Origin of the sequence: Paenibacillus sp. HWE-109, assembly GCF_022163125.1 — a bacterium.
In the GTDB taxonomy this organism is placed as follows: Bacteria; Bacillota; Bacilli; order Paenibacillales; family NBRC-103111; genus Paenibacillus_E.
The window spans coordinates 8,748,691-8,773,292 of sequence record NZ_CP091881.1; the positions used below are offsets into that span (position 1 = coordinate 8,748,691).

The window sequence follows — 24,602 nt, forward strand, 5'->3', positions numbered from 1 at the left end:
TCCTCTAAGTCGAAAGCGAGTTACTCCCATTGAAACGGGGTAAGTTCCATTCGTCCGGGGTTACTCCCACTCATACCGATATAAGTTTACACGCAAAATGGCCGTCAGGATCTTCCTGACGGTTTTTCTTTTGGAGTGAAAAAGGAGTTAGCCCTGCTGCCTAGTGTGGGAGGGAACTACAGTGAGCTATTTTTTTATTCCTGCACCGTTGGCTTCATATCCTGTTCCACATTGCTTAACTCGCAAAGGGGGCTGTCTATATGGACAATGGAACTAGTGGGGAAGCCCTAACGAACTCAGTAACCTTTATTCGATCAAAATGGCTCAATTAAAAAAGCTAACGCATTCCAGATGCGTTATTTCAGACAAATGATCACCATTCCGCCTATAAGCTGCTCGATAACGCCAATTCAGTTCATTAGATCGCCAAAGTAGCCATTTTCTCGTGTATAAGCATCATACAGTTCATTGGAATGACGGATTGATGGTGAGGTAGCTCGGGGGTGGAGCTGATGTGCGCAGCCCGAACGCGGCTGTCGCGCGGGGCCTGGAGGCAGAGCGGAGCCGGCGGCACTCAGTTCTGCTGTTCTGCACGGAAAATAGGTGCCACAAGTCAATGTGCTTTTGAGGCAAGCTCCCTTACGAACTCAATACCCTTTATTTGCTCAAAATAGGGCATTTAAAAAATCTAACGAATCCTCGTTGCGTTATTCAAGCAAATTGATCACCATTCCGCCTAAAATTTGCTCGATAAAGCCAACTCAGTTCATTAGTTCTTCAAAGTAGCCAGTTTTTCGTGTATAAGCATCATACAGTTCATTAGAAAAATAGATTGACGGTGAGGGTGGCTCGGTGGTGGAGCTGATGTGCGCAGCCCGAACGCGGCTGTCGCGCGGGGCCTGGAGGCAGAGCGGGGCCGGCGGCACTCAGTTCTGCTGTTCTGCACGGAAAATAGGTGCCACAAGCCAATGTGCTTTTGAGGCAAGCTCCCTTACGAACTCAATACCCTTTATTTGCTCAAAATAGGGCATTTAAAAAATCTAACGAATCCTCGTTGCGTTATTCAAGCAAAATGATCACCATTCCGCCTAAAATTTGCTCGATAAAGCCAACTCAGTTCATTAGTTCTTCAAAGTAGCCAGTTTTTCGTGTATAAGCATCATACAGTTCATTAGAAAAATAGATTGACGGTGAGGGTGGCTCGGTGGTGGAGCTGATGTGCGCAGCCCGAACGCGGCTGTCGCGCGGGGCCTGAAGGCAGAGCGGAGCCGGCGGCACTCAGTTCTGCTGTTCTGCACGGAAAATAGGTGCCACAAGTCAATGTGCTTTTGAGGCAAGCTCCCTTACGAACTCAATACCCTTTATTTGCTCAAAATAGGGTATTTAAAAAATCTAACGAATCCTCGCTGCGTTATTCAAGCAAAATGATCACCATTCCGCCTAAAATTTGCTCGATAACGCCAACTCAGTTCATTAGATCTTCAAAGTAGCCAGTTTTTCGTGTATAAGCATCATACAGTTCATTAGAAAAATAGATTGACGGTGAGGGTGGCTTGGTGGTGGAGCTGATGTGCGCAGCCCGAACGCGGCTGTCGCGCGGGGCCTGAAGGCAAAGCGGAGCCGGCGGCACTCAGTTCTGCTGTTCTGCACGGAAAATAGGTGCCACAAGCCAATGTGCTTTTGAGGCAAGCTCCCTTACGAACTCAATACCCTTTATTTGCTCAAAATAGGGCATTTAAAAAAATCTAACGAATCCTCGCTGCGTTATTCAAGCAAAATGATCACCATTCCGCCTAAAATTTGCTCGATAACGCCAACTCAGTTCATTAGATCTTCAAAGTAGCCAGTTTTTCGTGTATAAGCATCATACAGTTCATTAGAAAGATAGATTGACGGTGAGGTGGCTCGGTGGTAATTGGCTCAGCCTGTAACGTTGTTTTACAGCGTTACAGCGCCGGCATTGGCTGAGGCACGACAGTAAGGTTGAAATTCAACCTTAACTTGCCTGAAATGCCATTCAGAGTGCTCTTTCTCTAGCTATAACGTTGTTTTACAGCGTTACAGCGCCGGCATTGGCCTGAGGCACGACAGTAAGGTTGAAATTCAATCTTAACTTGCCTGAAATGCCAGTCACAGTGCTCTTTCTTTGCTGTAACGTTGTTTTACAGCGTTACAGCGCCGGCATTGGCCTGAGGCACGACAGTAAGGTTGAAATTCAACCTTAACTTGCCTGAAATGCCATTCAGAGTGCTCTTTCTCTAGCTGTAACGCTGTTTTACAGCGTTACAGCACCCGCATTGGCCTGAGGCAGCACAGTAAGGTTGAAATTCAACCTTAACTTGCCTGAAATGCCAGTCACAGTGCTCTTTCTCTAGCTGTAACGTTGTTTTACAGCGTTACAGCGCCGGCATTGGCTGAGGCACGACAGTAAGGTTGAAATTCAACCTTAACCCGCCTCGCAGTCAATCCCAGACACTCAGCCCGCCAAGGCTGCGCCAAGGCTGCGCCAAGGCTGCGCCAAGGCTGCGCCAAGGCTGCGCCAAGGCTGCGCCAAGGCTGCGCCAAGGCTGCGCCAAGGCTGCGCCAAGGCTGCGCCAAGGCTGCGCCAAGGCTGCGCCAAGGCTGCGCCAAGGCTGCGCCAAGGCTGCGCCAAGGCTGCGCCAAGGCTGCGCCAAGCCTCCTTAGCCGATTTCACCACCAGCATGGAAACCAAGTCCACGCGGGGATGATGGCGGGAATAAATCTACGATTATGTGAGAATTTTGAGAGAAGACATTGGTAGAATTAGAAGCAAGATCCATATAGACCGATGTAAAGGGGAATCCGAATATGGGAAACAGAATTATCATTGTCGATGATGCTGCTTTTATGAGAGCGATATTAAAGGATGTCCTCATCTCCCTTGGTTATGAGGTTGCGGGAGAAGCCAGCAATGGACAGGAAGCGGTCCAATTGTACAAGCGAATTAAACCGGACTTAGTGACGATGGATATTACGATGCCGGAGATGGATGGAATTACAGCGCTGAAGGAGATCATCAGTTATAATCCGGAGGCAAGAGTCATCATGTGCTCGGCCATGGGACAGCAGAAAATGGTCGTTGATTCCATTCAAGCAGGGGCCAAAGATTTTGTAGTGAAACCGTACAATAAAGAGCGAATTGCTGAAGCAGTTGAGCGTATCCTCATTTCCCAATCAAGATAATATAACCAATTCACTTCTTCACAGGAGTATGAATTGGTTTTTTTTCATCCGAAGCATCCGCATAGGAAACCTCCTATTTGATAAAAATATTTATGCATAAATGATGAATTCATAATTTGAATTATGGCGTATTTCCTCATAAACTAAGTTGTACACAAAGAGAAGGAGGGAAGCCAAGTGACTTCACACAGCACTTTAAATAGCACTTCAGCGGTCATGCGCAAAGGGTCGCAGCTTGCGCTTTACGCACTTACACTCGGGGCTTTTGCTATCGGGATGACCGAGTTTATCATCATGGGCTTGCTGCCCGAAGTAGCAGACAATTTGCACGTATCCATTCCATCTGCTGGTTTGCTGATCACCGGATATGCACTCGGCGTTGCCATAGGAGCACCGTTCATTACGATTGCCACGCATCACATGCAGCGAAAGGCGCTGCTCATTCTGTTGATGATTATTTTTATCGCAGGCAATGCATTGGCAGCGGTCTCGCCCAACTATACCGTGCTTATGATCGCGCGCATCGTTGCCGCGTTGACGCATGGCTCCTTTTTTGGCGTTGGCTCAGTCGTCGCCGCGCAGTTGGTTCCTAAGGAAAAGCGAGCGGGCGCCATCGCGATTATGTTCACGGGCTTAACCTTGGCCAACATCCTGGGCGTGCCGATCGGAACGTTCCTGGGCCAAGCTTACGGGTGGCGTTCGACCTTCTGGGTCATCACTTTCATGGGGATCATCGCTCTCATTGGTATTATGCTCCTTGTCCCTAAGGTCAATGCGGTTGCATCCAGCCTGCGGCAAGAATTAGGGGTCCTGAAGCGCCCCAATGTGCATGTAGCGCTATTAATGACCGTGTTTGGATTCGGCGGCGTGTTTACCGCGTTCACTTATATCTCACCCATCCTGGTGGATATTACGGGCTTTTCAGCCAGTTCAGTTTCCTATATTCTTGTACTCTTCGGTCTAGGGATTACCATAGGGAATATTTATGGCGGTAAGTTGGCGGATCGCAAACTAATGCCATCGCTCATCGGCATTCTCCTCTTATTGACGATCATCCTGGCTATCTTTAGCCTGACGGATCATAACAAAATACTTGCACTGATTACGATATTCTTGTTAGGCATAGCAGCTTTCGGTATCGTGCCCGGTCTGCAGCTGCATATGTTGAATACCGCCAAAGAAGCGCCAACATTGGCTTCTACTTTGAATATCGCTGCTTTTAACCTTGGCAATGCGCTTGGTGCTTATGTCGGTGGTGTTGTCATTGAATACCGATTCGGTGGCGGGCTGACAGCCGTTCCATGGGTGGCGGCAATCATCACTGCCATTGGAGTGATCTTTACACTTTGGGGCAGGAAACAACTGATGAGAGAGTCTCGAGATTGATTCGAGGCTCTTTTTGGTATAATGGAGGTAAATGGTGAGCATAGAGGGGAATAGGTCATGGTTGATTTTGAATGGTACCGCAGTTTCATTAGTATCTATAAGCATAATTCAGTTTCGGAAGCGGCAAGGACACGGCTAATGACGCAGCCTGCGATGAGTCAGCATTTGGCTGCCTTGGAAGCTTACATTGGCGAACCTTTATTTATAAGAACATCGCGAAAAATATTTCCTACAGAGAGAGGCAAAGAGCTCTATACGCAGGTGGCTCCTCTTGTTGAGGCACTTGAAGAAACAACCCGTAATTTCAACGCATCCTCATCACCCAAGCTTCCAGTCGTTAGAATTGGCGCGTCGGCGGAGCTTTTTAAGGAGAAAATTGCACCTTATCTTGGCGATTTTAACCTGCGCGTCATTGCGCAATACGGGGTTGCTGCCCACATATTAGAGTTGTTATCGGAAGAGAAGCTTGATCTTATTGTCACCTCACAAAAGCTGTCTGCTCCAGGCGTTGAATATATTCCCTACTTTCAGGAGGAGTTTGTCGTTGTCGCATCCAGTGATTTTGACGACCGGGGACTTGAGGGGCACGCGCATCCGGAGAAATGGCTATGTCTCCAAAATTGGATTACCTATGGTCAGGAATTGCCGATTATCCGAAGATTTTGGCGGGAACATTTTCACAAAAGACCACAGTTGCAGCCTGTCTATGTCTTGCCGGATCTGCATGCGATACTAACTGCCATTGAGCATAAAGCAGGTATCAGTATACTTCCCACCTATATGCTAGGAAGCGCTCTGGAAGCAAATAAAGTGAAAATCGTTGCGGGTTCATACCGGGTAACGAATGATTTGTACATCGCCTATAAGCTCAAAAATAGAAATTTGCCGCACGTGAAGGCCCTGATTGAGGCGCTTAAGAAAACCCTGTGAAATAAGCCTTCCCCCTCAAAAAAAGATGAGCTTACGACTTTTCCCCTGTATTTTCGTCCTTCCCTCCCGTTTTCCGGTCCTCCAATTTCCGATAAGCTAAGTAGTGTAAAGAGAGAGAGGACAGGAGGACAATGGATGGAACCAGCAACTGCCAAGATCATCCCGAACAAAGAAATATCGCTGGCTAGGCAGATAAGGAGGATATGGACTTACAAGCTGATTTACGTACTGCTGCTACCTGCATTGGCATGGGTTTTCATTTTTGATTACCTGCCGCTATATGGGATCAGCATTGCTTTCATGGACTATAACGCGATACAGGGGTTCTCGGGAAGTCAGTGGGTTGGATTTAAATATTTTCAAATGCTGTTTGAGTCGGATATGTTCTTGAATGCGTTCAAGAACACACTGCTTATCAGCTTATACAAAATGATCAGCGGTTTTCTTTGTCCCATTTTGTTAGCGCTTGCATTAAATGAAATCCGCATCGTCTGGTTCAAAAAAACGCTCCAAACGGCCGTCTACCTGCCGAGGTTTGTATCTTGGGTCGTGTATGGGGGAATCATCACACTGCTCCTTTCGCCGGAAACCGGCGTCATTAACAAGATCATCGAGTTTTTTGGCGGCGATCCGGCCTATTTGCTCGTCGAGCCCGCTTACTTCCGGACCATTCTGGTCGTCACAGATGCGATGAAGGAGATGGGCTGGGCAGCCATTATCTATATGGCGGCAATCGCCGGACTGAATCCGGAGGTGTACGAAGCTGCTATTGTGGATGGAGCGACGCGGTTTCAGCGAATTATACACGTGACGCTGCCAGGTATTACCGGGACCATTATCGTCATCTTCATCCTGAGAGTCGGATATATCATGAGTGCAGGGCTGGATCAGGTCATCAACTTGTACAATCCGATGGTCTTTGAAGTCGGAGATATTCTGGATACGTACATTTACCGTGTCGGCATCGAGCAATTTAATCTAAGCCTTGCCGCCGCCGCTGACGTAATCAAGGGTGTTATCGGACTTGTAATGATGCTGGTAGCCAATCAAATTGCCAAGCGAATCAATGATTCCGGTATTTTTTGACAAAGGGGAAAGACATGATGAAGCTAACGAAAGGCGAGCGAGCCTTTGTCACTACGAACTATTTGGTTTTGACGGTAATGACCTTAATTATTGTGATTCCTTTCTGGTACGTGATTTCCGTTTCCGTAACACCGTACCATATTTTCAGCGAGAAGAACGGCATGATCTTGTTTCCAAGCTCGCTCAGTTTTGAATACTACACATATTTGTTAAAAGAAGGCTCGCTGATCTTCACGGCCTACGGCAATACGATCCGCAATACGGCGGGAGGTGTCCTGCTCGCCTTGTTTCTGACAACAACAGCGGCCTACGCGCTTGCAGAGAAAAGATTGCCCGGCAGACGAATCTTCATGCTTTACTTCGTCTTCACCATGCTGTTCAAAGGTGGAATGATTCCTACCTACATCACCATCAAGCAGTTGGGTTTGTTGAACACCAACTATGTGCTTATGCTGGTCATGGCCTACAGCGCTTTCAACATGATTATTATGAAATCGTTTTTCGAAAGCATTCCCGAGAGTTTGCGAGAATCAGCTTCCATTGACGGAGCTTCGGAGTTCAGAATCCTATGGCAGATTGTGCTGCCGCTGTCCAAACCGGTGATCGCGACGATCGGACTTCTGTATTTGGTCGTGTATTGGAATGATTTCTTCAACGCCATGCTTTATGTGACGGATTGGCACAAAGCGCCTGTGCAGCTCATCCTGCGCACCATCATTACCAGTTCCAGCCTGCCGCCGGAGCTGCTTGAAGCAGCAGGATCAACGCCACCGCCGACGATTGGGATTCAAATGGCTGCGATTGTGATCGTGGCCTTGCCGATGCTCATTATTTACCCGTTTATACAAAAGCATTTCGAGCAGGGGATGTTGATTGGCTCCGTCAAAGGCTAGTGAATTCATTGGCCATCTCATTCCCATTGGGCTGAAAATAAAATATAATTCAAGGAGGTCAATTCTCATGTCAAATCAAGGAAAAGTTTGGTCGTATACCGCACTTGCTGCACTGCTTGCAGGTTCTGTAACCCTTGCAGGCTGCAGTAAGACCGGCGATCCGGCACCTGCTGCGCCTACGACATCCGCCAGCGCGGTATCGGCGGCACCGAAAACAGAGGAGCCTTACGAGCTGAAATGGCTGAAGGCCCAAGATATATCCAAGCCTTATGATCCTACCAAGGACGCTGTAAAGCAAGCCGTAGAGAAAAAGCTGAACATCAAAATCACTCCAGAGATGGTGGACGTTCAGCAGTACAAGACGAAGCTTAATCTCAAAATGTCCAGTGGTGACATTCCCGATGTCGTACGGATCGATTTCGCCGACGATTTTCAAAAGTATGCGCAGCAAGGCGCTTTCGTTGATCTGACGAATCTCATTAATGAGAAAGATACGCCGAATATTCTCAAGGAAGTGCCGAAGGAAGTCTTCGAGCAAGCCAAAGTAAACGGTAAAATTTACGGGATTCCTTATCAAGGCGGACCTGGTGCAGGCTATCGCTGGAATGTTGTGCTGCGCAAGGACTTCGTCGAGAGCATGGGCGCTCAAGTGCCCAAAACGCTGGATGAATACTACAACTTGCTGAAAAAAGTAAAAGCTGAGAAACCGGACGTCATCCCGCTCGGCGGCTATACGGCACAGATTGGCCAGCAGAAATATGCGAACAATTCCTTTGATCATATTTTTGGCGCATTTGGCGTAACACCGGGCTATTTCACGGAAAAAGACGGCAAATTCAGCAATTATGATATCGATCCAAAAATGAAAGAGGCTCTGCAGTATTTGCAAAAAATGTACGCAGAAGGACTCATTGATAAAGAATTCGCTACAATTAAGGAAGAGCAGCTGCGGGCTAAGCTTTACAGCGGCAAACTGTTCTCGTGGATGGGCTGGTGGTCCACACCAAATGATTATGACACGCAAGTGGAAAGCAATGAGCTTAAGAAAAGCGGCAAATTGGCTGCTGACGGCAAGCTGCCGGATCAGTCCAATGTTCCGTACAAATATTTGTCTTTGAACAGCTCGCTTGTTGGTCCAGACGGTAAAGCGGTAGCTCCCTCAGGCGCGCCATTCGGCCAAATGAACGCAATCAGCGCCAAGACCAAAGATCCGAAAAAGGTGCTGGCGATCATTGAGAAATCGTTGTCGCTTGAGAATCAAATGTTGACCGTATGGGGTATTGAAGGCGAAGACTACAAGATCGATAATGGCAAGATGAAAGTGATTACGGATCAGATCGATCCCAAGACGCAGCAGGATAAGAATGGGAACTTCAGAGGGATTCAAAGCTACCTGTTCGCTCCGGGCTTGAAAGGCTGGCCGCGTTATCTGGAATCGCTGCCGCTGCGTCAGTCGCAGGCGCTCGATGTAGCGATTAATAACAAGTTCCAAATTACGGATGCTTCCAACTACTTGGATTCTCCGACGAAAATCACCAAGCTCGTGGAACTGAACACACTGCGCGATTCCGTCTTTACGCAAATCATTATGGGCGCGGACATCAAGAAATTCGATGAATTCGCGGACAAATGGAAATCGCAAGGCGGCACGCAAATTCTTGCTGAGCTGGAAGCTTCCTTCAAGATAAAATCAGGCAAATAAGTTGTGCATAGCCCCTCGTTCGGCAGCAGTCGGCGAGAGGGCTTTTGCCATCATCAAGGTGAGAGAAGGTGTCAGTCATGGCGATTCGCTTCCCCGCAAGCAGCGGCCATTCAGGGTTATTATCGCGGCTCAGTCTGCCCATTTTCGTGCTGATTGTCACTTTCATCGCCCTGTTTGCCACGGCCGCCAGCTACATTCTGATCCGGGTGCAGAACGACCATACCCTGAAGATGGCAGAGCAGTCGACGAAGTTTGTTTACCGTAATATTGAATATCAATTTAACACAATGAATAACGTAGCAGCCTTCCTTATGAGCAATCAATCGATCGAAAATTTACTCATGAGCACGTATCAGCAGCCTTTTGAGGCCGTGGGAGACTTCTACACGCTGGAAGCGAATTTGCAAAATCTCTCTTTATTGTCGCTTCTGAATGACTTCGGATCAGGCAATGTGGTGCAGCAATCCTATGTCGTCTCTGTTGCGCTTGAACCGGGGAGTGGTCTTTTCGCCATGGCTACGGAACATTTTTCCCCGATAACGGGCATTTATAAGAATACTGATTTACAGGATCAAAAGTGGTTCCAAAGCCTGAGCCGCGGGGAACGCCAGAACGTCTGGTGGAGTCAAAAAACAGATGCCAATGCAGCGATGATTTATTCGGCGCGCAAAAAAACGAGCCTCAAAGACGGCCGCAGCGTTGGCACGGTCATCATCGGCGCCGATACAGGCAGCATCCGGGGAATTTTCGACAATGCGAGGCTGGATGAAGGTTTTCATCTATTGCTCGATGAATCGGATCGTGTCATGTACAGCGAACGCTACGATTTCCTGGAAGATGTTGGCGGGCTTTCGTATGTTCGCGCATTAGAGGGGGCCAAGGGCTCGATCATTACGAAGATCGACGGAGAAAATCATCGGGTCATGTTCGAGACCTTGGATAACGGCTGGAAGCTGCTTGCCGTCGTTCCAGAGAGTCATTTCAGCCGCTACACCCTGGCGATTTCACTCATCGGTGCTGCGACGGCGGCTGCTGCTCTGCTCATTGCCGGCTTCTGGCTGCGCAGAATCGTAATTAGGGTGACAGTGCCTATCACGAGGCTGGTTACGGCGATTCAGCGTCCGGAGGTGGTGGAATTTAAAGAACCGCTGCCAGCTCAGAACACGGGCATCTACGAAGTGGATGAGCTGAATCAGAAGTTCGCTGCTATGCTCGTAACCATTCATGGCCTCATCGAGAAATCTTTTACCGAAGAGATCGAACGCCGTCAACTACAGCTGGAACTGCTGCATGCCCAGATTAATCCTCATTTCTTATATAATACGCTGGACCTTATTAATTGCCGGGCAATCATGACTGGTGATCAGGAGACGAGTTTGATCGTTCGTTCGCTGGCTAACGTATTCCGCTACGGTCTGAACCGCGGCAAAACGTGGATTTCCTTGGAAGAGGAGATGAAACAGGTGGAAGCTTATCTCCATATTCAAATGATGATGATGGACGATTTGCGAATCGAGATCAAAATACCGGATGAACTGCTGCATGCGAGTATCGTTCATTTGATCCTACAACCGCTTGCAGAAAATGCCATCATCCACGGGTTCTCAGATCGTAAACAAGGCTGCCGAATTGTGATTTCAGCTCGTTTGGAGCGTGAAGGATTGATTCTGCGGGTCGACGACAATGGCCGAGGCTGTGATGCCGACCGGATGAATGGGATGCTTCGGCAGCAGCTTGCGAGAGGGAACGGAGATTCAAGCGAAGCTGGAACCGGCTACGGAACCCTGAACGTGCACCGGAGAATTCAGCTGCATGACGGAGACATGTATGGCTTGCGTTATGTGCGGATAGGGGAAGGCGAGGGCACCCGCGTCGAAGTTGTACTACCTTATCAAGGGAAGCAGCCGACAGGAAGAAAGGATGTTGCAGATGTTTAAGCTGCTGATAGCAGAAGATGTGAAAATCGTTCGTGAAACACTCGTGCACGCGATTGACTGGCAAGCTCTGGACATTACACTGCTCGGCGCTGTAGAGAATGGGGAAGAAGTGCTGACGTGGCTTGAGCGTGAGCAGCCGGACCTGCTTTTGACGGATATCGGGATGCCCAAGATGAATGGACTGGAATTAATAGAGGCGGTTAAATTTCGCAATCCGGATATTCGTTGTATTATATTATCCGGGCTGAATGAGTTCGATCATGCTCGTCAAGCGATTAAGCTGCAAGTACTGGATTATGTATTGAAGCCAATCGACCCGCGTGAAATTGAGAGAGTGCTGTCGCAGGCAGTTGAGGTACTGCGCAAAGAGCGGGAGGAGCGTCAAACCTTGTCGCTTGCGGAGCAAACGGCCAAAGATCAACTTCCGAATTTGTCGGAAGCGCTGCCTCGCGGGGAGTGGACCGGAAGCTTGAAGAAAAAGAAGCTGGTCGAGATGGCTATCCAGTTCGTGAAGGAATCCTATATGCGCAAGGAATTAGCGCTGTCTGATGTGGCGGCTTCCGTCGGTTTGAGCGATAAATATTTGAATTTGCTGTTTAAAGAAGTCACGGGGATGACGATCAATCATTCGATAATTCGACTTCGCATGCAGGAAGCAGCCCGGTTGTTGAAGGACCCCGCCATCAAAATCTACGAAATCTGCGACTGGATTGGATATACTGATCAGGATCATTTTCGGGAAAGCTTCAAGAAACAATACGGCTTGACGCCGACCGAGTATCGGAACAAATTTTTATGATGAACGGTGTGGCGAGGAAGGGCAAGAAGCTTCTTCCAACTAATATTTGACAATGATAATCATTATCACTTAGAATAGGATTATGATGATTCAGCGATCCATCCCGGATGGATTTCGGTTTAGAAGGAGTTGAGCTTGTGCTGCAACGTTCACAGAAAGATGACAAAAATGATAACGACAATTTTCTGTTTCACTTTTCCTCCATTAAAATTCTAAAAAATGAAACATTGGTGGCAGCTCCTCTGGGAAGCGGCGTATTCCTTAAACATAAAGAAGGCGATTGGCAGGGCGTGCGTCACGGTTTGCCGGAGGGTGTTCATGTGAATCGGCTCATCGTTCAAGAGTCACAGCTTTTCGCCTGTGCGAATAAAGGGTTGTTTAAGTTCGATTTGGAAAGTGAGCGTTGGCATGATACCGAACTCGCGATTGGCTGCTACCAGTACAAAGATTATTACGGAGTCTCGTGGGCAGCTACGCCTTATGGCTTGTGGAGCCGCAGTCATCATGGCTGGCAGAAAGCGGCCTATACGCATGCTAAAGTTTATGATTTCCTGATGTATCCACAGTATTTTATCCTTGCCATAGAGTCCGGTGTTGCCATCTATGATCGTTTGATCAATGAGTGGATGGACTTCCCGATTGGGCAAGGAGTAACTGGCCTTGCCATCTATCAAGGGCACATTCTCGGCGTCACTGAAGACGGAGCTTTACTGCATGGGGACAAAAAGGGCGGCTTCGAGCAAATCCGCTTTCCACATCTATTTCTGTTCTCAATCGTTACCAAAGGCACGGAAGTATTCGTTTGTACGGACCGCGGCTTATACCGTGTCGGCTATATCCGCAATCAAGTCACCCTAATTTCAGTACGGCTTGGCTGCCCAGTAACGGACATCGACTGCAACGCTGAAAGCTTGTACATGGCTACGCTGTTTCAGGGCATTCAGCGGATGGAGAGAGACAGCTAACGGCTGGACGCAAGTCGCATATTGGTAGGGGCTCTCCTTTTTGGGGGGCTTTTTTTGATATATAAGCGTCAGAGTTTATATGTTTTGGAGTGAACGCGGAGTTGCTCCAGCTGCCTCGCGCGGATGTAAAGGAACTACGGTATGCTATTATAGCCATAAGTGTCAGTATCGGGAGGTTGGGGGGAACTACAGTGCGTTATTTTGCTGTTTCATGGGAATTTCAACATTTTTATGGACATAAGACCCTGTAGTTCCGCTATCCCCCTCGCATCCTTACTTTTTGCCTAATTAGCGTCCGCTAGTTCCCTTACTAGGTTTTGCGGCTAAGAAGAGGCAGATCTATCAGAGTGGCGAAGCCGTTTTTCTTAGGGTTCTTTTCCGCAGTCATAAACTCTCTCTATGCCAAACAGCGATTATTCCGATTTCATTTATGCCAACGAAGCGTTTAGAATCATGGATAGAGATACAACAATCGTTGATTAGGAGATGCGCATATGGCTGGCAACACATTTGGTGAGAGATTTCAAATTATGACGTACGGTGAATCCCACGGGGAAGCCGTCGGAGTCATTATAGATGGCGTGACGCCGGGCGTTGAGATCGATGAAGCTTATATTCAGGTGCAAATGGATAGAAGAAAACCAGGGCAATCGTCTGTCACTTCGCCTCGTAAAGAATATGACAAAATCCATATCATATCGGGCGTGTTTGAAGGTCGTACAACGGGAACACCGTTGTCCATTATATTGTACAATACGGACATGAGACCTGAAGCGTATACGGATATTCAACATGCTTTTCGTCCGGGTCATGCCGACTTTACGTATTTGAAAAAATACGGATTACGCGACCATCGGGGAAGCGGCAGAGCTTCAGGCAGGGAAACGGCGTCCAGAGTTGCGGCGGGAGCTGTCGCTCGCAAGCTGCTAGAGCGCAGAGGCGTCTCTATTGTTGCCTATACAACCGAGATCGGCGGCATACAGTGCCGTGATTTTATTGAGGATGTTATTGAGACTAACCCTGTTAGGGCCTGTGATCCGGAAGCTGCGGTTAAAATGGTCGAGAAAATTGAAGCCTTGGCATTGGCTGGCGACAGCTGCGGCGGCATTGTAGAATGCCGAATCCGGGGTGTCGATCCGGGGCTCGGAGAGCCGGCTTTTGATAAGCTTGATGCCGAATTAGCTAAAGCGATGCTGTCCATCGGTGCGATCAAAGGGATCGAATTTGGAGCGGGCTTTGCTGCGGCGAGCATGCTGGGCAGCGAACATAATGATCAGATGAATGCAGAAGGGTTCAGCAGCAATCATGCGGGTGGGATCATTGGCGGCATCAGCACGGGCGCCGAAATCGTATTCCGTGTCGTAGTCAAACCGACTTCCTCCATCTCCGTGCCGCAAAACACAATGAACGTGAAGGGCGAGGAACAAGTTATTGTGACCACAGGACGGCATGATCCTTGTATTTGTCCGAGAGTCGTGCCCGTGATCGAAGCGATGGCCTGTCTTGTTATTGAGGACCATTATAAGCGTCAGGCTGCTATGCTGTATTAATTGTCGTAAAGTTCCCAAATGAGATAAGGTACGGCAGAAATTCCGTGTCTCCAACGAATGGAGAGGCGGTTTTTTTCTATATGAAGGTGCAGGATAAGCTTCTTCCTACTCGACAAAGAAGCCGCCAATTCGCTGTCTGAGCAACGAATAGAAGTCCCCAAAGACTCCTATTTGGCTCAAACCGCCTCTTTTCGAGTAGATAGAAGCCTTTGGAGGCTCTTATTCGCCAAAGAAGCCCTCAATTCGCTGTCTGAGCAACCAATAGAAGTCCCCAAAGACTCCTATTTGGCTCAAACCACCTCTTTTTGAGTAGATAGAAGCCTTTGAAGGCTCCTATATTCGTCCCCAAAGCCTACATTTTGCCGTCTGGGCACCGAATATCGGCTCTCCCAAAGCCTCCTAATTCGCTCATCTCCGCTAATTTCCCTATTTACTCTCATTTGACGAAATTGATAGAGTTAGAAGGAGCTTTGCTTGTATGATGGTAAGTAATAGGAGGTGAATCATGCTAGGTGCAGTGATCGGTGATGTTATTGGTTCTGTGTTTGAGTGGCATAATGTCAAGTCAACTGAATTTCAGTTGTACGATAGGTTCACACGATTTACGGATGATACAGTGTTGACAGTAGCAATAGCCGATGCTGTTTTGAATAAGACAAAACAAAGCAACAGGCTATTGGATTACTATGCAAGTAAGCGGCTATACGCTTATAAACTAAGGCAATACGCAAAATGGTACCCAAATGCTGGCTACGGACAAAAGTTTGAGGAATGGGCGTCGAGCAGCGACCCCAAGCCGTATCGCAGTTATGGCAACGGATCCGCTATGCGAGTGAGCCCGATAGGATTCGCTTTTAACACGCTGGAGGAGGTTCTGAGGGAAGCGAGGAGATCGGCACTTGTAACGCATAATCATCGACAAGGCATTTTCGGTGCTCAGGCCGTGGCAAGTGCAGTTTTTCTGGCTAGGAACAATAGGCCAAAAGCAGAAATCCAAGCCTTTATTCAGCAGAAATTCAAGTATAATTTGACGCAAAAATTAGATGACATCAGGCCGAATTACGCTTTTGATCCAAGCTGCCAAGGATCAGTGCCGCAGGCGATTATCGCTTTTTTGGAGTCGACGGATTTCGAAGATGCGATCCGCAAAGCGATATCAATTGGAGGAGACAGCGACACAATCGCCTGTATAACAGGAGGCATTGCTCATGCTTTTTATAAAGAAATTCCGAAAGAGATAGTGTCGGAAGTGATGCTAAAGCTGGATCTCAAGCTAAGGCAGGTTATTGAATTGTTTCAGGATACATACAATGTTCCAATCTAAAGTCGCCTCCTAAGGAGTCAACCGCCCGTTCCGATACTCCTTAGGGGACATCAAGTACTGCTGCTTGAACACATTGGTGAAATAATTCGGCTCATCGAAGCCAATGGCGCAGGCGATTTCGAATATTTTCATATCGGTATTGCGCAGCAGGATGGCCGCTTTGTCCATGCGGACGCGAGTGACGAAGCGGGTGAAGCTTTCTCCCGTTGATTTCTTGAATAGCACGCTGAAATAGCTGGCATTCAGATGAATATGAGCAGCAACATCGGTTAGCCGGCATTCCTCGTTGTAATGCTCTTCGATGTATTTGACGGCACGTTCGATCAGATTGTCATTTTTGGAAGCTTGCCAGTTGTTGAAAAGATGCAAGAAGTTCGCTACTTGCTCACTGGCCCAGCGGAGCACTTCCTCGGCGGTCCAATGGGTTTGGGGCATGTCGCTGGGAATGCGCGCGAGCAGGTTTTTCTCATCCGGGTCAAACTGCTTCTGAATCGTGCCGAGCAGCGCGATGGAGAGGGAGAGCGCCTGGATTTTCATGTCATCGAGCGTGATGGCGGAAAGCTCAACCAGCATACGATCCAGCAGTTGAGGAAGGCTTTCTTCCTGTCCGACTAGAATGGCCGACATGAGTTGGACTTCCAGTTCCTGCACTTTGGACTGGTTCAGCGACAAGGTCATACCGGAGCCAATGCTGCCGGCGTCCCCCTCACTTCCCCTTGATGCGCTGCCTGCCCCAGAGCCAGAACCTAAGGCGATATCACATAGCGCTCAGCAAGCGGTTTGTCGGTTGTGGCTTCGTCCATAGTCAGCAGCTTAATGCTGATTTTCAAATATTCCTGCGAGGCCTGTTGAATCGCTTCCTGCAAATGTTCATCGATGCCATGCTGCTCCGTGACGAGCACAAAACTATCATGTTCCACGAGCAGAAGACGGGCATCTAGCCCTGCGCCCTTGAGCAGCTCCTCCACAATATTCGAGAGCGCGAACTGGATTAAACGCATATCGTTTTTTCCGTAGTTTTTGTTCGCCAAATCTTGTTGATTCATCTGCAGCAGCCATAAATCCTTACCATCCAGAAGGTTAGCAAGGCCCTTCTCAGCATTGCCGCCAGCGGCATACGGCAGATTAAGTAGTGCTGCGCGGAGCTCCTGATTTTGCTGAAGCTTCTGCTCACCTAGACGCTGCTGCTGCCGGGTATATTTTTCATAGAACCGCTCGGATGCCTTGCTCATAACCTGCCTGACATCCTGCTCGGTGCATGGCTTTATTAACAGATCGAGTGCTCCAAGCCGGACAGCCGCTTGTGCGTATTCGAAATTTTTGTAGGCTGTCAAAATAATAACGATCAGTTCCGGCTGGCTCTGCCGCAGATGCCCAACGAACTCAATACCATCCATGATGGGCATGCGAATATCAGTCAGCACGAGATCAGGCTGCACCTGTTCGATTAATGCAAGGGCATCTTGACCGTTGCTGGCCTCGCCAACCACCGTCCAGCCTTGCTGGCTGTCTTCGAACATTTTTCGCAGCCCTTTGCGAAAATTGGGCTGATCTTCCACGATCAGCACTTTACCCTTCAACATAGGCAAGCCCTCCGTTCTCCATGGTGATATACGGCAAAATAAGACGCATCGTCGTTCCACTGTCCACAACACTTATGATTTCCAACCGATAAGGTTGACCGTAGACTAACTCAATTCTTCGAACAACGCTTCGCACCCCAAGGCTTTCACGCCCATCAGAACGCTGCGGCATTGCAGCGCCTTTCATCCCGAGCAATCGCGCAATCGCGGATTCATCCATGCCGCAGCCATTATCCGTCACATCAATTTCCAGAAATCCATTCGCATTTCGAGCTCTAATGACTAGCACTTTGTGGGCGACTTTGTTGCGGAATCCATGCACGAACACATTCTCAACAAGCGGTTGAAGCAGGAAACGCATGATTTCACAATCTAAGATGTCCTCATCCGCTTGAATGATGGTCTCCAAATTTGCTTCAAACAGTTCCGTTTGCAGCTTCAAATAATTGCGCATCTGCTGCAGTTCTTCCCTGACGGTGGTTGGTGTCCGGACCGGCATTAACGAGTATTTGAGCATTTCGGATATCGCTGCAATCAAGGAAGCGGTCTCTTTCTCATTTTGCAAATAGAGCTTCCAGTAAATTTCATTGAACATATTATGCAGAAAATGCGGGTTCAGCTGCGCTTGCAGCGCCTGAAGCTCGGCTTCCCGTTCGCTTAGCTGGGTCAGATAGACTTCTTTAATCAGGCGGCCAACTTGTTCGGCCATGGCATTGAAGCTCTCGCCGATGTAGGCGAGCTCATCTTTCGTACGAATTTCGATGCGCGCTTCGAAGTCGCCGGAACGCACTTTACGAAGTCCAAGCAGCAGATCCTTAAGTGGCCGCAATAGATTTCCTGTGGACAAGACGATCAGGATGCTTGTAAGCAGAATGCTGATTAAACCGGAATATACAATCTTTTGGGAAAGAGCTTTATTTTTAACGCGGATTTCCGCTAGTGAAGTTCCGCTTACCAGCTTAAACGCGGTTGCCTTCGACTCTCCTTGAACGAATAAATGGTTGTCCATGACTTGAGTTTGCTTGAGGTTGACCAACAGCTGTTGTTTCTCAGACAAATTCTCAGAAATATTGCTGTATAAAAGTTCATTGTTGTTATTAAACAAGTAAACTTCGCCTGTACCGTCTTTCGTTAATTCTTTCAGCGAGCCGGAGAAAAATGATTCGTCCATCGCCATAACGAGCACACCGTAAGTGTTCAGCGTACTATTTTTCATGTAACGGGCGACAATAATCGTTTGTCGGTAGCCGCTGGGCTCAACGGCACTCGGCAAGGCCATGCTGGTCCAAACCAGATTGCCGTACGTATCGCTAAGCTTGGAACGAATAACTTGAAACACTTGATCACTTAAATTATTAATGGTGGATGTCGTGTAGCTGAAGTAAGAAGGATTGCCGTTTAGATCATAGAGATACATCCCAGTTATGTAAGGGGCATCCGATTTGATTTGGAAAATCTGTTCTTCGATCTGCTTTTTATCAAAATACAAATTGAAAGCGTCAGCATCTGCGGCCGAGTTGATCCGTTTAATGACCTGTTCAATCTGGGGATTAAACACAATGGTTTGGGAGATGCGAATGATCTCCTGGACTTTAAGCTCCATTTTGGCCAAAGCTTCTTCATTGGTGCGAGAGAACTGCTTGCTGATCTCTTCTTCAAATAGTTTCAGGTTGTATTGATAGGTCAAATAACCCGTGATGCCAAAGGACAAAAGTATGATGGTAGACAAGCTTAGGATAAGTTTGACGCGAAAGCTTCGGTTGATTCCAAGCAAGGCTTGCATCCAATTCGGCATCGTAATGACCTCAGTTTCAATAATTTACTCCCTAAAGGATAACATAAAAAATAAAGATTGCGATGGAAATAAATTTGTTATATCATCGGATTAAGCGCTTAACCCACGAAGATTAAGCGCTTTACCTTACCTTTGAGGGGGAGAAAGCCATTCATACGATACGTCTTACTATGGCCCAAGCACTGCTTCGCTTTCTGGATCAACAGTACATCTCAGTCGATGGGCATGAAACGAAATTTGTTCGGGGCGTCATGGGCATCTTTGGTCATGGCAATGTGACCGGCATCGGGGAAGCCTTGGAACGCAGCGCAGGGAATCTGACTTACATACAGGGGAAAAATGAACAGGGCATGGTGCACGCGGCGGCGGCTTTTGCCAAGCAAAAGAACCGCCAGCAAATTTACGCTTGCACAAGCTCGATCGGGCCAGGCGCATTGAACATGCTGACAGCCGCTGCGACAGCAACCGTCAATCGGATTCCAGTGCTGCTGCTGCCGGGGGATAATTTTGCTTCCAGACAGCCGGACCCGGTTCTGCAGCAGTTGGAAGTCGCAGGAGATTACAGCCTGTCTGCCAATGATCCGTTCAAGGCCGTCAGCAAATACTGGGACCGCATCGTGCGTCCCGAGCAGCTGATGACGGCGGCGCATCATGCGATGCGCGTGCTTACCGATCCAGCGGAAACAGGAGCTGTTACACTAGCGCTTCCGCAGGATGTGCAGGCTGAGGCTTATGATTACCCAGAAGCCTTTTTTGCCAAGCAGGTGCACTATGTAGATCGGCGGCCTCCAGCCAGAGAAGCTGTGAACCGTGCGGTGGATTTGATGCTCGGGAAGAAGCGGCCGCTGATCATCGCCGGCGGCGGTGTCCTCTATGCCGATGCGACGAAGGAATTGGCTGAGTTCGCAGAGGCTTTCCACATCCCGGTAGCCGAGACGCAGGCAGGCAAAAGCTCGCTGCCATGGAACCATCCGCTGCATGTCGGGGCGATCGGTGTGACAGGATCTCGCGCAGCGAACATCCTCGCGAGAGAAGCTGATCTGATCATCGGCGTCGGGACGCGTTACTCCGATTTTACAACGGCCTCCAAATCAGCTTTTGCGCACCCGGATGCGCAGTTTATCAATATTAACATCAGCGGCTTCGATGCCTCCAAATTAAACGGCATCGGCATCACCGCAGATGCCAAAGAAACGTTAGGCACCTTATTCCACGCGTTGTCCGCTCATTACTATGAGAGCGGTTACGAAAGCGGGTATGTGGAGCATTTGAAAGCGCAGTGGGAGCAGGAGGTCGACCGTCTGTATGCCTTAGAGCACACCGAAGGAATGTCGCAAACGCGCGCTCTCGGCGTGATCAATCAAACCATTGAGCCCTCAGCAGTTGTCGTTTGTGCAGCCGGAAGTCTCCCGGGCGATCTCCACCGATTATGGCGATCAACCGAGCCCAAAACGTATCACATGGAATACGGCTTCTCCTGCATGGGATACGAAGTAAGCGGCACTTTTGGTGTGGCGCTGGCGGATCCCCATCGCGAGGCGTACGCCATCGTTGGAGACGGAAGCTACTTGATGCTTCATTCCGAGCTGCTGACCAGCCTGCAGGAAGGCCGCAAAATTACGATTTTGCTGTTCGATAATCACGGCTTCCAGTGTATACACAACCTGCAAAGAGGCCACGGCAGCGATGGCTTCGGCAATGAATTCCGCTATCGCGAAGCGGCGACAGGCAAGCTGACAGGCAGCTACATGCCGATCGACTTTACGGCGCATGCCCGCAGTTTGGGAGCGAAGGCTTACAAAGCAGACACGCCTGAAGAACTTAGGGAAGCGCTGCTGAAAGCGAAGGAAGAGACCGTGACGACCTTGATCGAAATTCCGGTTGTGCCGGGAACGAACACGGATGGCTATGAATCCTGGTGGCAAGTAGGCGTGCCAGAGGTATCCGAGAGCGAAAAGGTGCTTAAAGCGCATGAAGAAATGAAGAACCGCATCCAAGCGGCCAAACCTATTTAACCAACAAAGGGGATTTGAACGATGACAGAGCTTCCATTCAAGCTGGGCGTGCACCCGATTAATTGGGTGGGCGAAGATGTTAAGGAGCATGGCGCGGATACGACGTATGAACAAATTTTAGATGATATAGCAGCACTAGGGCTTGCAGGCACCGAGATGGGGCGCAAATATCCTACAGACATTCCCGTGTTAAAAGAAGAACTCGCGAAGCGGGGCATTCAGCTTGTTTCGCAGTGGAAATCGGTACTTTTCTCCGATCCTGCCTACCGCGACGAGGAGCTTGCCGCTTATCGCAAGCATGCGCAGTTTCTCCAAGAAATGGGCAGCACAGTTATCAGCACCGCGGAAGTGGGGGGCTCGCTCCATTTTGACCCGCGCCGCACGCCTAACGAGAAGGAAGTGCTTCGTCTGGATGAGGCAGGCTGGCAGAGTTTGGCTGAAGGACTTAACCTTGCAGGGGCCATCGCGCAGGAGTATGGACTCAAGCTGACCTATCATCATCATGGCGGCACAGTGGTAGAAAGCCCGGAGGAAATCGACAAGCTGATGGCAATGACGGATCCTGCGCTCGTGCATTTGCTTTTCGACACGGGCCATGCCTACTACGGCGGGGCAGATCCGTTGACCGTGCTGCGCAAGCATTACGGCCGCATCGCGTACATTCATTTGAAGGACATTCGTCAAGCGGTGCTGGATGAAGCGAGAGCGGAACAAGTGGACTTCGTGACGTGTATTCGCAAAGGCGTGTTCACCGTTCCGGGCGACGGCTGTCTTGATTTTGGGCCGATTTTCGAAGAGCTGCTGGAGCGGAAATATGAAGGATGGGCGATGCTGGAAGGCGAGCAAGACCCGGCTGCGCATCCTCCTTATGAATATGCCAAAAATGCACTTAGTTATATCCAATCTCTTATTCCCCAAGAAAGAAGGTAATGGTTCGATGACCTACGTGACTTTTCCGCTAGATAAGCCGCTGGATTTTGCCGCAATAGGACGACTGTGCATTGATTTGAACGCCAACGAAATTCACCGTCCGATGGAAGAGACGATGACGTTTACGAAGTATGTCGGAGGCTCTCCGGCCAACATCACGATTGGGATGGCGAGACTTGGGCTGCAAACGGCTTTTATCGGCAAAATCGCCAATGACCAAATGGGCCGCTTCATCGAGGATTACTTGCAGCGCAATCAGATCGAGACGACGAATGTCGTGACCGATCAAACGGGAGCTGTCACAGGGCTTGCTTTTACCGAGATCAAAAGCCCTACCGATTGCAGTATTCTGATGTATCGCGACAATGCGGCTGATCTGCTGCTTACCCCTGCGGAGGTTCAGGAATCGCTGATCGCTAAGGCGAAGGTGCTGCTGATCTCCGGTACAGCACTTGCACAAAGCCCTTCGCGTGAAGCGGTATTCCAAGCACTCAGCTATGCGAAGAAGCATGGCGCTGTGATCGTATTTGATTTGGATTATCGTCCCTATACGTGGAAATCAGCGGAAGAGACAGCAACTTACTACAACTTGGCGGCGGAGAAATGCGATATTATCCTCGGCACGCGCGAAGAATTCGACATGATGGAACGTTTCGAGACGAACCCAGAGAAGGATGATCGGATTACAGCGGCCAAATGGTTCGACTATTCGGTCAAGATCGTCATCATCAAACACGGCAAAGAGGGCTCCATTGCCTATACGCCTGACGGTGTCGGCCACCGTGCGAAGAGCTTCCCGGCTAAAGTTGTGAAGACGTTTGGAGCTGGAGATTCGTACGCGGCAGGCTTTATCTATGGCATCATGCAAGGCTGGACGATTGAAAAAAGTATGGAATACGGCAGCGCAGCCGCTTGTATCGTCATTTCCAGCCACAGCTGCTCGGATGCTATGCCAACGGCTGCACAGGTGGATGATTATATCGAACGCTGCAACCGCGGCGAGATTACAGCTTCATAATTGACTGAAAAGGGAGAGCTTAACGATGACAGAGACTTTGAAAAATTGGATCGGCGGCGAATGGATCGCTTCTGCCTCCACTCAAACAGAACCCGTATACAACCCTGCAACGGAAGAAATTCTTGCATACATTCCCATTTCTACGAAGGAGGAAGTTGATCAAGCCGTTCGCAACTCCCAAGAGGCGTTCCAGTCCTGGAGCCGCACGCCGGTGCCGCGCCGGGCACGTATTCTGTTCAAATATCAGCAGCTGCTGGTCGACAACTGGGAAGAGCTTGCACGGATCGTGACGCGTGAAAATGGCAAAAGCTACACCGAAGCGTACGGCGAAGTGCTGCGCGGCATCGAGTGTGTCGAATTCGCGGCTGGAGCGCCAACGCTGATGATGGGCAAACAACTGCCTGATATCGCGTCGAATCTAGAATCCGGCATGTACCGCTATCCTATCGGGGTCATCGGTGGCATTACACCGTTCAACTTTCCGATGATGGTGCCTTGCTGGATGTTCCCGCTGGCGATTGCCTGCGGCAACACGTTCGTGCTGAAACCGTCGGAGCGCACGCCGCACTTGGCTAACCGTTTGGCGGAGCTGTTCCAACAAGCCGGTCTTCCGGACGGCGTGCTGAACATCGTTCATGGCGCGCACGATGTTGTGAATGGACTTCTGGAGCATCCAGAGGTCAAAGCGATTTCATTCGTCGGCTCCCAACCGGTAGCCGAATACATTTACAAAACCGCTTCAGCCCATGGCAAGCGGGTGCAAGCCTTAGCCGGCGCCAAAAATCACTCGATTGTGATGCCGGATGCGGATTTGGATATCGCGGTGAAGGAAATCGTCAACGCGGCTTTTGGTTCAGCGGGCGAGCGCTGCATGGCGTGCTCGGTTGTCGTTGCCGTCGGCGATGTGGCTGACACGCTTGTCAGCAAGCTGACTGATGCGGCTAACCGCATCACGATGGGCAATGGCGCGGACGAGGGCGTGTTCTTGGGGCCGGTGATTCGCGACCAGCACAGAGAACGCACCTTGAAATATATCGAGATCGGCGAAAAAGAAGGCGCGATTCTTATTCGCGACGGACGTAAGGATAAGGCTTCCGACGAGAAGGGATATTTCGTAGGGCCGACTATTTTTGATGGCGTGGAGTGCGGCATGAAAATTTGGGAGGACGAAATTTTTGCGCCTGTGCTGTCCATCGTTCGGGTAGCAACGCTGGAAGAAGCGATTGCTTTATCCAATCGCTCGGAATTCGCCAATGGCGCCTGCTTGTTCACGCGCGATGGCAGTAATGTCCGCCAATTCCGCGAAACAATTGATGCGGGTATGCTGGGCGTCAATCTCGGCGTTCCTGCGCCGATGGCCTTCTTTCCTTTTTCAGGCTGGAAAAAGTCGTTCTACGGTGATTTGCACGCGAATGGGACGGATGGCGTTGAATTTTATACACGCAAAAAAATGGTCACAGCCCGCTGGTAGGCCCAGAAAGGAAG

At 49.3% G+C, this 24,602-nt stretch carries 19 protein-coding genes; 15 read left to right on the plus strand and 4 right to left on the minus strand.

Annotated elements, in window-relative coordinates; translation table 11 throughout:
• Nucleotides 1–2,388 precede the first annotated feature (2,388 nt).
• Nucleotides 2,389–2,664, minus strand: coding sequence for a hypothetical protein (locus LOZ80_RS37540; protein ID WP_238169252.1), 276 nt, complete (start codon nt 2,662–2,664; stop codon nt 2,389–2,391).
• Between the two features lie 165 nt (nt 2,665–2,829).
• Here LOZ80_RS37540 and LOZ80_RS37545 point away from each other — a divergent pair, with 165 nt between their 5' ends.
• From LOZ80_RS37545 to LOZ80_RS37595, 11 genes are all read left to right on the plus strand, one after another.
• Complete coding sequence (locus LOZ80_RS37545; protein ID WP_238169253.1) at nt 2,830–3,204, plus strand: response regulator; 375 nt, start codon at nt 2,830–2,832, stop codon at nt 3,202–3,204.
• 216 nt (nt 3,205–3,420) lie between these two features.
• Nucleotides 3,421–4,590: an MFS transporter gene (locus LOZ80_RS37550; protein ID WP_238173225.1), complete on the plus strand. Its 1,170-nt coding sequence runs from the start codon at nt 3,421–3,423 to the stop codon at nt 4,588–4,590.
• Nucleotides 4,591–4,647: 57 nt separating this feature from the next.
• Nucleotides 4,648–5,520, plus strand: coding sequence for a LysR family transcriptional regulator (locus tag LOZ80_RS37555; protein WP_238169254.1), 873 nt, complete (start codon nt 4,648–4,650; stop codon nt 5,518–5,520).
• A gap of 135 nt (nt 5,521–5,655) precedes the next feature.
• A complete protein-coding gene (locus tag LOZ80_RS37560; protein WP_238169255.1) occupies nt 5,656–6,606 on the plus strand; it encodes an ABC transporter permease in 951 nt (316 codons plus the stop codon).
• A 14-nt stretch (nt 6,607–6,620) separates the two neighbouring features.
• Entirely contained in the window at nt 6,621–7,499 is an 879-nt protein-coding gene (locus LOZ80_RS37565) for a carbohydrate ABC transporter permease (protein WP_238169256.1), read from the plus strand.
• Nucleotides 7,500–7,566: 67 nt separating this feature from the next.
• The gene (locus LOZ80_RS37570; protein WP_238169257.1) at nt 7,567–9,201 is read left to right on the plus strand and encodes an extracellular solute-binding protein; all 1,635 of its coding nucleotides are present in this window, start codon (nt 7,567–7,569) and stop codon (nt 9,199–9,201) included.
• A 77-nt stretch (nt 9,202–9,278) separates the two neighbouring features.
• The gene (locus LOZ80_RS37575; RefSeq protein ID WP_238169258.1) at nt 9,279–11,138 is read left to right on the plus strand and encodes a cache domain-containing sensor histidine kinase; all 1,860 of its coding nucleotides are present in this window, start codon (nt 9,279–9,281) and stop codon (nt 11,136–11,138) included.
• Nucleotides 11,122–11,937 carry a response regulator transcription factor gene (locus LOZ80_RS37580; RefSeq protein ID WP_238169259.1) on the plus strand — a complete coding sequence of 272 codons (816 nt, stop codon included), beginning with the start codon at nt 11,122–11,124 and terminating at the stop codon, nt 11,935–11,937. The genes LOZ80_RS37575 and LOZ80_RS37580 overlap by 17 nt, the downstream gene beginning before the upstream one ends.
• A 137-nt stretch (nt 11,938–12,074) precedes the next feature.
• Complete coding sequence (locus tag LOZ80_RS37585; protein WP_238169260.1) at nt 12,075–12,902, plus strand: hypothetical protein; 828 nt, start codon at nt 12,075–12,077, stop codon at nt 12,900–12,902.
• Between the two features lie 494 nt (nt 12,903–13,396).
• Nucleotides 13,397–14,452: a chorismate synthase gene (gene aroC / locus LOZ80_RS37590; RefSeq protein WP_238169261.1), complete on the plus strand. Its 1,056-nt coding sequence runs from the start codon at nt 13,397–13,399 to the stop codon at nt 14,450–14,452.
• A 505-nt stretch (nt 14,453–14,957) separates the two neighbouring features.
• Nucleotides 14,958–15,776: an ADP-ribosylglycohydrolase family protein gene (locus tag LOZ80_RS37595; RefSeq protein ID WP_238169262.1), complete on the plus strand. Its 819-nt coding sequence runs from the start codon at nt 14,958–14,960 to the stop codon at nt 15,774–15,776.
• A 9-nt stretch (nt 15,777–15,785) separates the two neighbouring features.
• On the opposite strand, the gene LOZ80_RS37600 is transcribed toward LOZ80_RS37595, so the two are convergent.
• From LOZ80_RS37600 to LOZ80_RS37610, 3 genes are all read right to left on the minus strand, one after another.
• Nucleotides 15,786–16,403: a helix-turn-helix transcriptional regulator gene (locus LOZ80_RS37600; RefSeq protein ID WP_238169263.1), complete on the minus strand. Its 618-nt coding sequence runs from the start codon at nt 16,401–16,403 to the stop codon at nt 15,786–15,788.
• Between the two features lie 119 nt (nt 16,404–16,522).
• Nucleotides 16,523–17,359: a response regulator gene (locus LOZ80_RS37605; RefSeq protein WP_238169264.1), complete on the minus strand. Its 837-nt coding sequence runs from the start codon at nt 17,357–17,359 to the stop codon at nt 16,523–16,525.
• Nucleotides 17,346–19,154: a cache domain-containing sensor histidine kinase gene (locus LOZ80_RS37610; RefSeq protein ID WP_238169265.1), complete on the minus strand. Its 1,809-nt coding sequence runs from the start codon at nt 19,152–19,154 to the stop codon at nt 17,346–17,348. Before LOZ80_RS37610 ends, LOZ80_RS37605 begins: the two co-directional genes overlap by 14 nt.
• A 149-nt stretch (nt 19,155–19,303) precedes the next feature.
• Between LOZ80_RS37610 and iolD the strand changes: the two genes are divergently transcribed.
• The 4 genes from iolD to LOZ80_RS37630 are packed head-to-tail and all read left to right on the plus strand — an operon-like array spanning nt 19,304 to nt 24,588.
• Entirely contained in the window at nt 19,304–21,169 is a 1,866-nt protein-coding gene (gene iolD, locus LOZ80_RS37615; protein ID WP_238173226.1) for a 3D-(3,5/4)-trihydroxycyclohexane-1,2-dione acylhydrolase (decyclizing), read from the plus strand.
• A gap of 21 nt (nt 21,170–21,190) precedes the next feature.
• Nucleotides 21,191–22,099 (plus strand): myo-inosose-2 dehydratase, encoded by a 909-nt coding sequence (gene iolE / locus LOZ80_RS37620; RefSeq protein WP_238169266.1) that lies wholly within the window; start codon nt 21,191–21,193, stop codon nt 22,097–22,099.
• A 7-nt stretch (nt 22,100–22,106) separates the two neighbouring features.
• On the plus strand, nt 22,107–23,117 hold the full coding sequence (iolC, locus tag LOZ80_RS37625) for a 5-dehydro-2-deoxygluconokinase (protein WP_238169267.1): 1,011 nt from the start codon (nt 22,107–22,109) through the stop codon (nt 23,115–23,117).
• A gap of 25 nt (nt 23,118–23,142) precedes the next feature.
• Nucleotides 23,143–24,588: a CoA-acylating methylmalonate-semialdehyde dehydrogenase gene (locus tag LOZ80_RS37630; RefSeq protein WP_238169268.1), complete on the plus strand. Its 1,446-nt coding sequence runs from the start codon at nt 23,143–23,145 to the stop codon at nt 24,586–24,588.
• Nucleotides 24,589–24,602: the final 14 nt, after the last annotated feature.

Bases quoted from the DNA above. Each gene is read 5' to 3' on its own strand.
- LOZ80_RS37570 (WP_238169257.1), top strand. From the start codon at position 7,567: ATGTCAAATCAAGGAAAAGTTTGGTCGTATACCGCACTTGCTGCACTG.
- LOZ80_RS37565 (WP_238169256.1), top strand. From the start codon at position 6,621: ATGATGAAGCTAACGAAAGGCGAGCGAGCCTTTGTCACTACGAACTAT.
- iolC (WP_238169267.1), top strand. From the start codon at position 22,107: ATGACCTACGTGACTTTTCCGCTAGATAAGCCGCTGGATTTTGCCGCA.
- LOZ80_RS37560 (WP_238169255.1), top strand. From the start codon at position 5,656: ATGGAACCAGCAACTGCCAAGATCATCCCGAACAAAGAAATATCGCTG.
- LOZ80_RS37605 (WP_238169264.1), bottom strand. From the start codon at position 17,359: ATGTTGAAGGGTAAAGTGCTGATCGTGGAAGATCAGCCCAATTTTCGC.
- LOZ80_RS37610 (WP_238169265.1), bottom strand. From the start codon at position 19,154: ATGCCGAATTGGATGCAAGCCTTGCTTGGAATCAACCGAAGCTTTCGC.
- LOZ80_RS37555 (WP_238169254.1), top strand. From the start codon at position 4,648: ATGGTTGATTTTGAATGGTACCGCAGTTTCATTAGTATCTATAAGCAT.
- LOZ80_RS37575 (WP_238169258.1), top strand. From the start codon at position 9,279: ATGGCGATTCGCTTCCCCGCAAGCAGCGGCCATTCAGGGTTATTATCG.
- LOZ80_RS37630 (WP_238169268.1), top strand. From the start codon at position 23,143: ATGACAGAGACTTTGAAAAATTGGATCGGCGGCGAATGGATCGCTTCT.
- LOZ80_RS37550 (WP_238173225.1), top strand. From the start codon at position 3,421: ATGCGCAAAGGGTCGCAGCTTGCGCTTTACGCACTTACACTCGGGGCT.
- aroC (WP_238169261.1), top strand. From the start codon at position 13,397: ATGGCTGGCAACACATTTGGTGAGAGATTTCAAATTATGACGTACGGT.
- LOZ80_RS37595 (WP_238169262.1), top strand. From the start codon at position 14,958: ATGCTAGGTGCAGTGATCGGTGATGTTATTGGTTCTGTGTTTGAGTGG.
- LOZ80_RS37580 (WP_238169259.1), top strand. From the start codon at position 11,122: ATGTTGCAGATGTTTAAGCTGCTGATAGCAGAAGATGTGAAAATCGTT.
- LOZ80_RS37600 (WP_238169263.1), bottom strand. From the start codon at position 16,403: ATGTCGGCCATTCTAGTCGGACAGGAAGAAAGCCTTCCTCAACTGCTG.
- LOZ80_RS37545 (WP_238169253.1), top strand. From the start codon at position 2,830: ATGGGAAACAGAATTATCATTGTCGATGATGCTGCTTTTATGAGAGCG.
- iolE (WP_238169266.1), top strand. From the start codon at position 21,191: ATGACAGAGCTTCCATTCAAGCTGGGCGTGCACCCGATTAATTGGGTG.